The organism is [Micrococcus luteus] ATCC 49442 (assembly GCF_010367585.1).
Lineage (GTDB): Bacteria > Actinomycetota > Actinomycetes > Actinomycetales > Micrococcaceae > Arthrobacter > Arthrobacter luteus_A.
In genome coordinates this window covers 4,498,564-4,511,852 of record NZ_JAAAXP010000001.1, presented here as the reverse complement: position 1 = coordinate 4,511,852, position 13,289 = coordinate 4,498,564, and the positions used below count along the sequence as shown (strand labels likewise).

Below are 13,289 nucleotides of genomic sequence, written 5' to 3'. Positions count from 1 at the left end.
GCAAGCGGCGCGTAAAGCTGTCAGGCGAGAACGCGGTAGCTCAAATAGACCACTCCGTTGCCGAATCTTCGTTCGTCGAGGAGTTCAAACTTCAGGTTCAGTCCGTCCGGCAGGAACCGCAGGCCGCCGCCGACGGCCACCGGGTTGACGAAAAGCCTGCACTCGTCCACGAGCCCGGCCCTGAGGGCGGCAGCGGCGAGAGTGGAGCCGCCGACGCCGAGATCTGCTTCTGTGCTGTCCTTCAATTGCCGGACCGCGTCTGCGTCGAATGTCCGTTCGATCCTCGTGCGGGCGGTCTCGACGGTGGCCAGCGAGGAGGAGTAGACAACTTTGTCTGCCCCCTGCCAGATCCGGGCATAGTCCTGTATATAGTCCGGAGCGTCCGCGGTGCCGAGGATTTCCCAGACAGACATGACCTGGTACATGCGGCGCCCGAGCAGGTAGGTGCCGGCCTCGCGTTCGACGTCGTTAACGAAGCTGTGGACCTCCTCGTCCGGCATGCTCCAGCTGAAGTCGCCGTTCCGGTCCGCCACGTAGCCGTCCAGCGACGCGATGCCTGTGTAGATGAGCTTGCCCATCCGCCCATTGTGCCGCCGCCGTCCGCCCGTGAACAGGCCCCCTGCGGGCATCGAGCGGCGACATCCCGGCGCTAACGCCCGCCCAAAGCGCCGAGACCTCGCCTCTCACTTGACGAAGAACTGCTGCGCCATGGTCCACAGGTTGGTGGTGGTCCAGTAGATCAGGACGCCGATCGGAAAGAGGATGCCGCCCACGCCGAAGATGATCGGCAAGGCGTACAGGATCATCCTCTGCTGCCGAACCAAGGGGTTGTCCGGGGCTTCCTCGGGCATGCTCCTGGCCAGCATGCGCCGCTGCGTGATGAACTGCGCGGCCGTCATCACCAGGATCATCAGGACCGTGAGGACCGCCACCGCAGCCGGGTCCCCGTCACCGCCGTGCAGCACCGAAGCGGACAACGGGGCACCCGCAATGCTCGACTGGTCGAACTGCACCACCTGCCCGTGACTCATCGCCCCGCTGCCCTGCCCTCGCCCGGCCGCCGACGTGATTCCGGAAAGGACCTGGAAGAGGGCGAAGAAGAACGGCACCTGGATCAGCATGGGCAGGCAGGCAGAGAAAGGATTGGTTCCGTGTTCCTTGTACAGCGCCATCTGCTCCTGCGCCATGGCCTGCCGGGACTGCGGATCGGACCGGCCCTTGTACTTGTCCTGCAGCCTCTTCAGGTCCGGTTGCAGGAGCCGCATCCGGCGCTGGGCGTTGACCTGCTTCAGGAATACCGGAATCAACGCGGCACGGATGATGACCACCAGCGCGATGATGGACAACGTCCACGTCCAACCGCTCGCAGCCGGCATGCCAATGCTGCTCAGGGCATCGTGGAACCACACCATAACGGCGGACACCAGCCACTTGAACGGAACCATGAATGTTTCGAAGAAGTCCACCGATATCCCCTTCGCCAGGTGCTGCCAAAGCTACGGCGAAATACGGCGCTTGTCACTGCCCCGCCCGCGCCAGTGCCGCCGGCGTGCCCGGGAGACAGAAAAGCCCCCGGAATCTCGGTGGATTCCGGGGGCTTAGCCTGTAGCGGTGGGGAGGCTCGATCTCCCGACCTCACGATTATGAGTCGTGCGCTCTAACCAACTGAGCTACACCGCCACGAATGAGAAAAACCTGCGCAAGCCGGTCAAAAACCGCCTTGACACAGGCCCTCATTCAGAGCCCCCCACCGGAATCGATCCGGTGACCTCGTTCTTACCAAGAACGCGCTCTACCACTGAGCTAGGGGGGCAACGAGTAAATACTCTACCGGAAGATTTGGCCACCAACAAATCGGGGCCGCACAGGAGCCAAAAAGGCCTAAACACCAGCGTTGGCGGGCTTTTCAGGCCCCAGGAAGCCCCTCGGCCGCCGCATCCGGCGGCGTGAGAGTGGTCACGTTTGCGGGGGACGTTGCACCGTCATCCGGGAACGACGACGGCGGGTGGGGCGCCGCCGTCGTCGCTGCGTTAAATGCCAAGGGGCCGGCTCGAAAGCCGGCCCCTTGGGGAGAACGTGTCAGGCTAGCTGACGGTTACCACTTGCCCTTGCGGTTGAACCCGCCCTGGCCGCCCTCGGTGCGGGGCTTGCGTGAACCGTCGCCGTGGCCGCCGAAGCGGGAGTCGCTGGCCTGGCCGCGGCTGGAACCGCTGTCGGCACCAACGCTGCGCTCTGAACGGTCGCTGTACGAGCGGCCACCACGGTCAGCGGAGGAACGCTCGCCGTCGTTCTTGCGGAAGTCCTTCTTGAACCCGCCGGCGCCCTTGAAGTTGCCGCCACGGTCGCCGCCGCCGGAGTAACCGCCGCGGTCGCCGCCACGGTTGCCCTGGTAGCCGCCACGCTCGCCGCCGCCGGAAGGCTTGCGGCCGTTGTCCAGCTCGAGGTGGATCAGCTCGCCGCCGATCCGGGTGCGGGACAGTGCGCGCAGCTGCTCGGGGCTCAGGTCTGCCGGGAGCTCCACCAGGGAGTGGTCCGAGCGGATGTCGATGCCGCCGATCTGGGCGGAGGAAATGCCGCCTTCATTGGCAATGGCACCCACGATGGAGCCGGGCATAACGCGCTGGCGGCGTCCCACGGCGATCCGGTAGGTGGCGTTGCCCTCGGTGAGCGTGCGGGTGGGGCCACGTGAGCCGAAGCCGTCCTTGGAGCGTTCGCGCTTCTGGAACTCAGGAGCTGCAGGCAGTTCCTTGACCAGCAGCGGCTGTCCGCCCTGCGCCATGACGGCCAGTGCGGCAGCGATCTCCGAAGCCGGAACGTTGTGCTCCTGCTCGTAGGAGGCGATCAGATCCCGGAACGCCGAAACGTCCTCAGACTCGAGGGTCTCGGTGATCTTCTCGGCGAACTTGCCCAGGCGCAGCGTGTTCACGGTCTCGGCCGTGGGCAGGTGCATCTGCTCCACCGGCTGGCGGGTGGCCTTCTCGATGGAACGCAGCAGGTACTTCTCCCGCGGCGTCATGAACAGGATGGCGTCACCGGAACGGCCTGCGCGGCCGGTGCGGCCGATGCGGTGGACGTAGGACTCGGTGTCGTGCGGGATGTCGTAGTTGACCACGTGGCTGATGCGCTCGACGTCAAGGCCGCGGGCGGCGACGTCGGTGGCCACCAGGATGTCGATGCGGCCTTCCTTCAGCGCGTCAACAGTGCGCTCGCGCTGCTGCTGCGGGATGTCGCCGTTGATGGCGGCAGCCTGGAAACCGCGGGACTTCAACTTGTCAGCCAGGTCCTCGGTGGCCATCTTGGTGCGCACGAAGGCGATAACGCCGTCGAACTCTTCCACCTCGAGGATGCGGGTCAGCGCGTCGAGCTTGTGCGGGCCCATGACCTGCAGGTACCGCTGGCGGGTGTTGGCACCGGTGGTGGTCTTGGACTTCACCGAGATCTCGGCCGGGTTGTTCAGGTACTGCTTGGACATCCGGCGGATCTGGCCCGGCATGGTGGCGGAAAACAGCGCGACCTGGCGGTCCGAGGGGGTCTGCTGGAAGATCTGCTCCACGTCTTCGGCGAAGCCCATGCGCAGCATCTCGTCGGCCTCGTCCAGCACCAGGTACTGGAGTTCGGACAGGTCCAAAGAACCCTTGGAGATGTGGTCGATCACACGGCCGGGAGTACCGACAACAACCTGGGCACCGCGGCGCAGGCCGGCGAGCTGGGGGCCGTAGGCGGAGCCGCCGTAGACGGGGAGGACGGTGAAGTCATCGATGTGCTTGGCGTACGAGGTGAAGGCCTCGGCAACCTGGAGCGCCAGCTCGCGGGTCGGAGCCAGGACCAGGGCTTGGGTCTTGCGTGACGGGCCATTGAGGTCGTGGAGCTCGGCCAGACGGGACAGTGCCGGTACTGCGAATGCTGCAGTCTTACCGGTGCCGGTCTGGGCGAGGCCCACGACGTCGCGGCCTTCGAGCAGCAGCGGGATGGTTGCTGCCTGGATCGGGGACGGCTTTTCGTAGCCGACGTCCTGCAAGGCGGCGAGGACGCGGCCGTCGATGCCGAGATCGGCGAACTTGATGCCCTCTTCCTCTTCCTCGGCCGGGGCTGCGGATGCTTCCTCGGTCTTGGCGGGAGCGGCCGGCGCTTCCTCGGCCTTGGCGGCGGGCGCTTCGGCCGCAGGTGCTTCGGTAACGGGAACCTCGACGGCGGGAGCTTCGGTTTCAGCGGCGGGCTCTGCTGCGGGGACAACGGCCTCGGTGAACTCGACGGTGGCGGTTTCGGCGGTTACCGCTTCGGCGGTAGCGTCATTCTGATTTTCGGGCATAGAGAAATTTCCTCATCCATAGGGGGCCAGGCGGCACTACCCGAGGTGAGCGGAGCCGCAGTACGTGTGCCGTGGGTGCCGGGCATCCATTGACCGGCCGGTCACTGGAAGTCCGGCGCTTTCGCAATCCCGTGGCAGGACTTCCCGCTGCATCTCTTGGCTGCTATCCCAGCAGTCTGTACAGCGTTTTCTTTAGCCGGCTCTCCCTATGAAAATGCCCGCATCGCATGTGCGGGCCCCAACACTTGCCAGTCCTGCCTCAAAAATTGGGCAGGAATAAGGGATTTCCGGAGTGGGGGATATTTCAAGTGTAAGGTACAGGTCCGCTTTGCTGCTAATTGAACGCACGACGACGGCGGTGAGCTTGCGCACACAGCTTCCGGCGGTGCCTCATGGGTGCGCACTGCGGCGCTCAGCTAGCCGCCCAGCCGCCGCGTCAGGGTTTCAAACTTCTTGCTGAATTCGGGCTGCTGCAGGCGGATCTCCCCATCGGCGTCGGCATCCCGGAGAAGCTCCATGGACTCCAGGTCGGGGTGGCTGAACCACTTGCCCACGGTGATGCCGTGTTTGGGAACAAAGATCCGGTGGATGTAGTCCCCCGCCTCGATGCTGCCGGTGCGGATCACCCTGAGGTACGTGCCCACCCGTCCGGCTTCCGTGAAGCGCTTGACGAACTGCGGTTCGGCAAGGCGCCGCTGGAAGACCGAGCACGGCGTCCGCGGCGAGGTGACTTCCAGTTCCACGTCCAGGCCGATCTTCCAGCGCTCACCGATCACTGCTCCGGTGGCGTCGATGCCGGAAACGCGGAGATTCTCGCCGAAGATGCCCGGCGGCAGTTCGCGGCCCAGTTCACCCGCCCAGAAGTCAGCGTCCTCCTGGGCGTAGGCATAAATAGCCTGATCCGGGCCGCCGTGGTGCACGCGGTTGGCCTGGATATCACCCCGGAGGCCCAGCTTGTGCACCTTCACAGGCCCCTCCACCGGCCGCTTGTCGATGGCCGTCACACCCACGCTGGAGTCATCCGGCAGGAGCTGGTGGACACGGCAGACAGCAAGCACAGAAGCGGTTTCCATGGCACCAGTGTAGATTCCCCGGGCGTGAGTGGAACCCGGGCGGCCGGGTGGGTACTTCTCCCCCGCCTTTCGCTCGCAGCCGGCCGGGGCACCGGCTAGGCTGACTTTCAGGATTGAACTTCCGGCGCGCCGCTGCGCCCACTTTCAGCATGGACTACCAAGGGGGGACGTCATGGACCCGGATAAGGACCAGGGCACTGGTCCGGACAACGGCCAGGCCAAGGACCAACAGGGACAGGACGGGGCCAAGGACGCGCCGAAACCGCCGCCCTGGCAGGTACCCAGGCCGGAGCTGCGGCCTGAGCTCCTGAACGAACCCGTCACTCCGGTGGATCCCTTCGCCCGCGACCGCGAGCGCCAGAGCCACGAGGCAGCCACCCGCAAGAAGCGCTCCCAGCGCCGCACCGTCGTCGTGGGTTTGGGCGTCACTGCCCTGCTGGCCGGAACCATCACCGCCATCGTGGCAAGCAATGAGGACGAGCCTGAGTACGCGCAGGTGTGTTTCAACGATGAGACCGGCGAGCGCGTGGAAGATACCCAGTGCAACAGCTCGGCGGGCCGCGGCGGCGCGCTTTTTGCGTGGTACTTCTACTCCCGCGGCGCCAGCGTGCCCGCGGTGGGCCAGAACCGGTCCGCGTACCCGAGCTACACCAGCACCATCCCCAGCGGCGCCAAAGCATCCACCGGCTACAGCACCAAGGGCGGAACGGTCAGCAGGGGCGGCTTCGGCAGCAGCTCCAAGGGCGGAAGCACGGGGGGCTAGGCGTGAAGCGGCTGTTATCGGAGCCCAGGCCTGACTGGAAGCAGAAGATCGAAGAGCAGGGCCTGGTCTTTTCCACCACCACCATGCCCGACGGCCGGAAGATCGAATACTGGAACGAATCCGCCTATTACGAGTTCACCCTCGATGAGGTGGAGTCACTCGAGATCCAGGCCGAGGACATGCACAGGATGTGCCTGGAAGCGGCCAAGTTCCTTGCCACCGGTGCCATGGGCACCATCGGCATCGGCCCGCAGGCCCTGGAGCTTGCCGCCGAATCGCTGCAGGCCGGGGATATGGACATCTACGGGCGCTTCGACTTCATCTATGACGGCCAGGGCGGTCCGGCCAAGATGCTCGAGTACAACGCCGACACCCCCACCGGCCTGATCGAGGCCGCAGTGGCGCAATGGTTCTGGCTGCAGGATGTGTTCCCTGAGAAGGACCAGTGGAACGGCATTCACGAGGCGCTGATCCGGCAGTGGAAGAAGATGCAGTACCGCACGGGGATGAGCACCCTTCACATAGCCCATTCCGAGGCCGAGGAGTCCGGCGAGGACTGGATGACGGCTGCCTACATGCGCGATGTTGCCAGCCAGGCCGGCTGGACCACCATTGGCATCAACATGTCCGATATCGGCTGGGATCCCAACCTGAACCGCTTTGTGGACCTGGACAACTTCATGATCAACACCATGTTCAAGCTGTACCCGTGGGAGCTGATGATGAAGGAGCCGTTCGGGCACCGTCTGCTGCAGCGGGCACACAACCCCCGCTGGGTGGAGCCCGCGTGGAAGATGCTGCTCTCCAACAAAGCACTTCTCGCCGCGCTCTGGCACCTGTACCCGAACCATCCAAACCTCCTGCCCGCCTATCTCAACGAGCCCGGCCCCCTGACGGAATGGGTGGCCAAGCCGCTGCACGGGCGCGAAGGCGACAACATCAGGATCCACGCCCCGGGCATCAATCTGGAGCAGCCCGGCGGGTACGGCCGCGAGGGCTGGTGCTACCAGCAGTACCAGCCGCTGCCCGACTTCGACGGCAACCATCCCGTCCTGGGCCTCTGGGTTGTGGACGGGGAATCCGTGGGCTGCGGAATCCGGGAATCGGATGGCCCCATCACCGACTACTTCTGCCGGTTTGTGCCCAACACCATCGACGCCCCGGCGCCGCTTTCAGCGCAGGCCCACTCAAGCAAAGCAGGTATCGCCCTATGAGCCCCCTGACACTTCCGATCCCGGTGACCGCATGAGCACGGAGACGACGACGGCGGGCGGCGGCTCCGGCGGCGGTGCCGGCGGTGCCGTCCCGGCGAAGGGACTCCGCGCGGGAATCCTGGACCTCGGTGACTCGGTCATGCTGGGCCTGGCGTCCACCGCGCCGGTCTATTCGCTGGCGGCCACACTGGGCCTGATCGTGGCCGTCAACGGCAACTACACCCCGCTGATCCTGATCCTGGGTTTTATCCCGGTCCTGTTCATCGCCTACGCCTTCCGTGAGCTGAACAGCGCCATGCCTGACTGCGGCACCACGTTTACGTGGTCCCGCCGGGCGTTCGGTCCGTGGGCCGGCTGGCTGGGCGGCTGGGGCGTGGCCCTGGCCGGCATCGTGGTCCTCGCCAACCTGGCGCAGGTGGCCGGGCAGTACCTGTGGCTGCTGATCGGGGACGGTTCGCTGGCCGAAAACAAGGCGGTGGTTACGGGCACCGGCGTGCTGTTTATCGTCTTTATGACCCTGGTGAACTACCGGGGCATCCGGCTGGGCGAGCACGTCCAGCGTGTCCTGACCTACGTGCAGTATGTCTCGCTGGGAATCTTTGCCCTGGCAATCGTCATCAGGATCGCGGGGGGTGCACCAGAGGGCCAGGCTTTCGACTTTGAGTGGTTCAACCCGGCCGGCGCCTTCGCAGATCCCGGCGCCGTGGTGCACGGGGCGTTACTGGCCCTCTTCATCTACTGGGGCTGGGACACCTGCCTTGCCGTGAACGAGGAAACCGAAAATCCCGCCACCACCCCGGGGCGCGGCGCCGTCATCTCAGCCTTCGTCCTGGTGGCAATCTACGTCTCCGTGGCCCTTCTGGTGATGATGTACGCCACGGTTGGAACCGAGGGAATCGGCCTCGGCAACGAGGCGAACCAGAGCGATGTGTTCCTGGCCATGAAGGACGTGGTCCTTGGACCCTGGGGCTGGCTGATCATCGTGGCCGTTCTGGCCTCGGTCCTGTCATCCACGCAGACCACCATCCTGCCGACGGCTCGCGGCACGCTCTCCATGGGTGTGCACGGCGCGCTGCCGCCGAAGTTCGGCGAGGTCCACAAGCGCAACCAGACACCCGGGTTCTCCACGCAGGTCATGGGTGCGGCCGCCGTCGTGTACTACGTGGCCATGAGCTTCCTCAGCGAGAACCTGCTGTCCGATTCCATCAGCGCCATCAGCCTGTTCATCGCGTTCTACTACGCCCTGACGGGCTTCGCGTGTGTCTGGTACTTCCGCAACACCCTCCGCAGCTCGGCACGCAACCTCTGGTTCCGGGGAATCCTTCCGCTCGTGGGCGCCCTGATCCTGACCGCAGCATTCTTCATCTCCGCGGTCCAGATGTGGGATCCGGCCTACGGCGATACGCAGATCTTCGGCGTGGGCGGAGCGTTTGTCAGCGGCGTGGTGCTCCTGGCGCTGGGCGTGGTGCTGGCCGTCGTGTGCCGGTTCCTGCCCTCAACCCGGGACTACTTCACGGGAAAACCGGCCACGGCCGGCGCCCCGGCGGCGTCGGCCTAGGATGCTCCCATGAGCAACGCTGAACCCACTGCCGATGTGCCTCCCGCTGAAGACCCTTCCGATGTCCTGGCCCTGGCCGCCCTGCTGAGCTCCGACGAGCACGCCCTCCAGCAACGGATCCGGGACTTCACCGACCAGCGGATCAAACCAAACATCGCATCCTGGTATGACAACGCCCACTTTCCGCTGGAACTGGCACCGGAACTCGGCGAACTGGGCGTCCTGGGGATGCACCTTGAAGGGTATGGCTGCCCCGGCCGATCCGCCGTCGAATACGGCCTTGCCGCTATGGAACTCGAGGCCGGCGACTCCGGGATCCGCACGTTCGTGTCCGTGCAGGGGTCGCTGGCCATGACGGCCATCCACAAGTGGGGCTCGGAGGACCAGAAGCAGGAGTGGCTCCCCCGGATGGCCGCCGGCGAAGTCATCGGGTGCTTTGCCCTGACCGAACCGTCGGCGGGTTCGGATCCGTCCTCCATGACCACGTTTGCCCGCCGGGACGGTGCCGGCGACGAAGCCGGCTGGGTCCTTGACGGAGCCAAGCGCTGGATCGGCCTGGCTTCCGTGGCCGGGGTGATGGTGGTCTGGGCAAAAACGGACGACGGCATCCGCGGCTTCCTGGTGCCGGCCGGCACGCCGGGGGTCACCGCTACGCCGATCCCCCGGAAGCTTTCCATGCGTGCCTCCGTCCAGTGCGATATAACGTTCGACGGCGTCCGGCTGGGTCCCGGGGCCATGCTGCCGGCCGCCATGGGCCTGCGGGCGCCGTTCACATGCCTGAACGAGGCGCGCTACGGGATCGCCTGGGGTGCCATGGGGGCGGCGCGTGATTCGTACGAGGCTGCCCTGGCCTACTCCCTGGAGCGGCTGCAGTTCGGCAAACCCCTGGCCGGGTACCAGCTGACGCAGGAGAAGCTGGTTAACATGCTGCTGGAGATCCAAAAAGGCACCATGCTGGCCATCCACCTGGGCCGCCTGAAGGACGCCGGAAAACTGCGGCCTGAACAGATCTCACTCGGCAAGCTGAACAACGTCCGCGAAGCCATCACCATCGCCCGCGAAGCCCGCTCGATCCTCGGCGGCAACGGCATCACCCTGGACTACTCCCCGTTGCGGCACGCCGCCAATCTGGAGTCTGTCCGCACCTATGAAGGCACGGACGAAGTCCACACCCTGGTGCTGGGCCAGCACATCACGGGCCTCGGCGCGTTCCGGTAGACCCGCCGGCGCCCCGCCCATCTAGGTAGCGCTAACTGTCGTTTTGAGGGCTCATAACGACAGTTAGCGCTACCTAGTTGGGATGCCAGGCCGCGGGTTCTTAGGCTGCTGTCACCGGGACAGGCACTGGGTCTTTGTCAGTCTTGTCCTTCCGGATCGTCGCGCTGATAACGGCGGCGATGGTGCACATGGCCGCGGCCCCGAACCAGGCGTAGGTGTATTCGCCGGTGGCGTCCCGGATGGCACCGGCGCCCAGGGCAGCTGCAGCCGCACCCAGCTGATGTGCAGCGAAGACCCAGCCGAACACCACGCTGCCGTCCGCCCCGAACGTCTTGCGGCAGATCGCTGCGGTGGGCGGGACCGTGGCCACCCAGTCCAGGCCGTAAATCACCACAAACACGATCATGCTCGGCTGGACGGTGGCGCTCAGGAGCAGCGGCAGCACCAGCAGCCCGATCCCCCGGAACTGGTAGTAGACGGCCAGCAGGACTTTGGGGTTGTAGCGGTCGGTCAGCCAGCCGGAGGCGATGGTCCCCACGATGTCGAAGATCCCGACGACGGCGAGCAGGCCCGCTGCGGTGGTTTGGGGCATGCCGTGGTCGTGCGCGGAGGGGATGAAGTGGGTGCCGATCAGGCCGTTCGTGGTGGCGCCGCAGATCGCGAAGCCGGCTACCAGCGCCCAGAATGTCCGCTCCCGGCTTGCCCGTTTGAGGACCTGGAGGGCGCGCACGGCAGCGTTGCTGCTGCGTCCGCTGTCCGCGGCAGGGGACGCAGCAGCGGCCGACGCTGCCGCTCCCTCCTCAGGAGCGGTTTCCCCATAGGGCAACGCGCCGACGTCGGCCGGTGAGTTCTTGAGGAACTTCAGCACCAGCGGAACCACTGCGAGTGCGCCGGCGGCGATCAGCAGCGAGGCCTGCCGCCAGCCCGGATCCTGGGCCAGCACGGCGATGAACGGCAGGAACACAAGCTGGCCCGCGGCGCTCCCGGCGGTCAGGATACCGATGACCAGGCCCCGGCTCTTGGAGAACCACGTATTGGCGATGGTGGCGGCGAAGACGAGCGCCATGGAGCCCGTGCCCAGCCCGATCAGCAACCCCCAGGTGAGCAGGATCTGCCAGGACTGATTAACCAGGACCGTCAGGGCGCTGCCGGCACCGATCATCACCAGGGCGGTAGCGGTGACGGATCGGATGCCGAACCTTTCCATCAGGGCGGCGGCGAACGGGGCGGTCAGGCCGAACAGCACGAGGTTGATGCTGACTGCTGCCGAGAGCACGGTGGTGGACCAGCCGAACTCCTGCTGCAGCGGCACCATCAGGACACCCGGTGCGGCCCGGAATCCGGCGGCGCCCACCAATGCCAGGAAGGCAACGGCCGCGACAGTCCAGGCGGGGTGCAGGCGGCGGCGCCGGCGCGATTCCGTGTTGCTCATGCGGCGGCCGTGGCGAGGTTGATGGGGGCTTCCGAGCGGGTAAGGCTGTGCCAGCTGGTGTTGGCGGCCGTGAGCCGTTCCCCGCAATGGGTGCACGTGTCAGCCGAACCGGTCCGTTGCCCGCAGCCGGTATGGATCACGAACATGTGTGCCTCCTCTGAGGGTGCCGGGAGATGCTTTTCGGACCACATCACCACGGCGTTCAGCACCGGTAGGGCATCCTCACCCATGGGCGTCAGGACGTACTCCTGACGGGGGCGGCCGCCGTCGTCGTACGTCCTTTTGGCCAGCAGCCCGGCCGCCACCAGCCCTGCCAGGCGCTTGGTGAGTACGGAGTCAGCCGCCGCCAGCCTGGACTTCATGGCGTCGAAGCGCCCGTTGCCAAAGAAGACCTCGCGGAGCACCAGCATGCTCCAGGGGTCGCCCAGGATGTCGAGGCCGCGTGCCATGCTGCAGGTGCGTTGGGACCAGTCGGATCGGAGAGCCATAAAGGCACCCTAGCTAACTTTCTTCAAGAAAGCCAGGGTGCCTTTATCAGCGGCGACAGAGTTATTTCAGGAACGTAAACGCGTGCTCCAGGTCCGCGATCAGGTCCTCGATGTCCTCGATGCCGCAGGACAGCCGGATCAGGTTGACCGGGACGGCCAGCTCCGTGCCCTTGACCGAGGCGTGGGTCATCTCCGACGGGTAGTTCATCAGCGATTCGATGCCGCCCAAGGACTCGGCCAGGGTGAACACGGAGGTGTTCTCGGCCACGGTGCGGGCCGCTGCTTCGCCGCCCTTGAACTGGACGGACACCATGCCGCCGAACTTCTTCATTTGCTTTTTGGCCAGATCGTGGCCGGGGTGCGACGGCAGGCCCGGGTACAGGACGGCCTCCACCTCGGGGCGCTCGAGCAGCCATTCGGCCACGGCCTGGCCGTTGTCGCTGTGCCGGTCCATGCGCACGCCGAGCGTCTTCAGGCCGCGGGTGGTGAGGAAGGCGTCCATCGGGCCGGAAATCGCGCCGACGGCGAACTGGACAAAGCCGATCTTTTCCGCGAGGTCCGCGTCCTTGACCACAATTGCGCCGCCCACTACGTCGGAGTGGCCGCCAATGTACTTGGTGGTGGAGTGGACCACAACGTCGGCACCCAGGGCGAGCGGGGTCTGCAGGTAGGGCGACGCGAAGGTGTTGTCGACCACGAGGAGGGCCCCGGCGTCGTGCGCCACCTTGGCGAGTGCCTCAATGTCGGTGATCTTCATCAGCGGGTTGGAGGGGGTCTCCACCCACACGAAGCGGGTCTTGTTCGCCGCCACGGCAGTGCGCACAGCGTCCAGGTCCGCCATGTCCACGGGGGTGTTGCCGATCCCCCAGTCGCCAAGGACGCGGCTGATGAGCCGGTACGTGCCGCCGTAGGCGTCGTTGCCGAGGACGATGTGGTCCCCGGGCCGGGTCAGCGCCCGGATCAGGGAGTCCTCCGCCGCGAGGCCGGAGCTGAAGGAGTAGGCGTGGGTGCCGCCTTCGAGCGCGGCGAGCTGCTCCTGCAGCGCATCACGGGTGGGGTTGGTGCCGCGGCCGTATTCGTAGCCGTCGCGGAGTCCGCCGATCCCGTCCTGGGCGTAGGTGGAGCTGAAGTGCACGGGCGGGACCACGGCACCGGTGCGGGGCTCGAAGGCCTGGCCTGCGTGGACGGCGCGGGTGTTGAAGCCCTGGTTTTCAGAGGCAGTCATGGTGCTCCT

The 13,289-nt window shown here is 66.0% G+C and carries 11 protein-coding genes and 2 tRNA genes; 4 read left to right on the top strand and 9 right to left on the bottom strand.

Annotated features, from left to right (window positions below):
- Positions 1 to 20 precede the first annotated feature (20 nt).
- From GUV69_RS20540 to GUV69_RS20515, 6 genes are all read right to left on the bottom strand, one after another.
- A complete protein-coding gene (locus GUV69_RS20540) occupies positions 21 to 578 on the bottom strand; it encodes a dihydrofolate reductase family protein (protein ID WP_164205786.1) in 558 nt (185 codons plus the stop codon).
- A 105-nt stretch (positions 579 to 683) separates the two neighbouring features.
- Positions 684 to 1,466 (bottom strand): membrane protein insertase YidC, encoded by a 783-nt coding sequence (yidC, locus tag GUV69_RS20535; RefSeq protein WP_164205783.1) that lies wholly within the window; start codon positions 1,464 to 1,466, stop codon positions 684 to 686.
- Between the two features lie 140 nt (positions 1,467 to 1,606).
- Positions 1,607 to 1,680 (bottom strand) — tRNA-Met (locus GUV69_RS20530).
- Between the two features lie 61 nt (positions 1,681 to 1,741).
- Positions 1,742 to 1,813 (bottom strand) — tRNA-Thr (locus GUV69_RS20525).
- Positions 1,814 to 2,095: 282 nt separating this feature from the next.
- Positions 2,096 to 4,309 (bottom strand): DEAD/DEAH box helicase, encoded by a 2,214-nt coding sequence (locus GUV69_RS20520; protein ID WP_164205781.1) that lies wholly within the window; start codon positions 4,307 to 4,309, stop codon positions 2,096 to 2,098.
- A gap of 416 nt (positions 4,310 to 4,725) precedes the next feature.
- On the bottom strand, positions 4,726 to 5,382 hold the full coding sequence (locus GUV69_RS20515; RefSeq protein WP_164205779.1) for an MOSC domain-containing protein: 657 nt from the start codon (positions 5,380 to 5,382) through the stop codon (positions 4,726 to 4,728).
- A gap of 172 nt (positions 5,383 to 5,554) precedes the next feature.
- Between GUV69_RS20515 and GUV69_RS20510 the strand changes: the two genes are divergently transcribed.
- Genes GUV69_RS20510 through GUV69_RS20495 form a run of 4 tightly spaced genes read left to right on the top strand, consistent with a single transcriptional unit; the run spans position 5,555 to position 10,135 of the window.
- Positions 5,555 to 6,145, top strand: a complete 591-nt coding sequence (locus GUV69_RS20510) for a Tat pathway signal protein (RefSeq protein WP_164205777.1) — start codon at positions 5,555 to 5,557, stop codon at positions 6,143 to 6,145.
- A gap of 2 nt (positions 6,146 to 6,147) precedes the next feature.
- Positions 6,148 to 7,359 (top strand): glutathionylspermidine synthase family protein, encoded by a 1,212-nt coding sequence (locus GUV69_RS20505; protein ID WP_164205776.1) that lies wholly within the window; start codon positions 6,148 to 6,150, stop codon positions 7,357 to 7,359.
- Positions 7,360 to 7,390: 31 nt separating this feature from the next.
- Positions 7,391 to 8,917, top strand: a complete 1,527-nt coding sequence (locus GUV69_RS20500) for an APC family permease (RefSeq protein ID WP_164205774.1) — start codon at positions 7,391 to 7,393, stop codon at positions 8,915 to 8,917.
- A gap of 9 nt (positions 8,918 to 8,926) precedes the next feature.
- Positions 8,927 to 10,135 carry an acyl-CoA dehydrogenase family protein gene (locus tag GUV69_RS20495; protein ID WP_164205771.1) on the top strand — a complete coding sequence of 403 codons (1,209 nt, stop codon included), beginning with the start codon at positions 8,927 to 8,929 and terminating at the stop codon, positions 10,133 to 10,135.
- Between the two features lie 100 nt (positions 10,136 to 10,235).
- On the opposite strand, the gene GUV69_RS20490 is transcribed toward GUV69_RS20495, so the two are convergent.
- The 3 genes from GUV69_RS20490 to GUV69_RS20480 form a co-directional block, all read right to left on the bottom strand.
- The gene (locus tag GUV69_RS20490) at positions 10,236 to 11,567 is read right to left on the bottom strand and encodes an MFS transporter (RefSeq protein ID WP_164205768.1); all 1,332 of its coding nucleotides are present in this window, start codon (positions 11,565 to 11,567) and stop codon (positions 10,236 to 10,238) included.
- A complete protein-coding gene (locus GUV69_RS20485; RefSeq protein ID WP_164205766.1) occupies positions 11,564 to 12,055 on the bottom strand; it encodes a winged helix-turn-helix transcriptional regulator in 492 nt (163 codons plus the stop codon). Before GUV69_RS20485 ends, GUV69_RS20490 begins: the two co-directional genes overlap by 4 nt.
- Positions 12,056 to 12,116: 61 nt before the next feature.
- The gene (locus GUV69_RS20480) at positions 12,117 to 13,280 is read right to left on the bottom strand and encodes a cystathionine gamma-synthase (RefSeq protein WP_164205764.1); all 1,164 of its coding nucleotides are present in this window, start codon (positions 13,278 to 13,280) and stop codon (positions 12,117 to 12,119) included.
- Positions 13,281 to 13,289: the final 9 nt, after the last annotated feature.

Bases quoted from the DNA above. Each gene is read 5' to 3' on its own strand.
- GUV69_RS20480 (WP_164205764.1), bottom strand. From the start codon at position 13,280: ATGACTGCCTCTGAAAACCAGGGCTTCAACACCCGCGCCGTCCACGCA.
- GUV69_RS20490 (WP_164205768.1), bottom strand. From the start codon at position 11,567: ATGAGCAACACGGAATCGCGCCGGCGCCGCCGCCTGCACCCCGCCTGG.
- GUV69_RS20515 (WP_164205779.1), bottom strand. From the start codon at position 5,382: ATGGAAACCGCTTCTGTGCTTGCTGTCTGCCGTGTCCACCAGCTCCTG.
- GUV69_RS20540 (WP_164205786.1), bottom strand. From the start codon at position 578: ATGGGCAAGCTCATCTACACAGGCATCGCGTCGCTGGACGGCTACGTG.
- GUV69_RS20495 (WP_164205771.1), top strand. From the start codon at position 8,927: ATGAGCAACGCTGAACCCACTGCCGATGTGCCTCCCGCTGAAGACCCT.
- GUV69_RS20485 (WP_164205766.1), bottom strand. From the start codon at position 12,055: ATGGCTCTCCGATCCGACTGGTCCCAACGCACCTGCAGCATGGCACGC.
- GUV69_RS20500 (WP_164205774.1), top strand. From the start codon at position 7,391: ATGAGCACGGAGACGACGACGGCGGGCGGCGGCTCCGGCGGCGGTGCC.
- GUV69_RS20520 (WP_164205781.1), bottom strand. From the start codon at position 4,309: ATGCCCGAAAATCAGAATGACGCTACCGCCGAAGCGGTAACCGCCGAA.
- GUV69_RS20510 (WP_164205777.1), top strand. From the start codon at position 5,555: ATGGACCCGGATAAGGACCAGGGCACTGGTCCGGACAACGGCCAGGCC.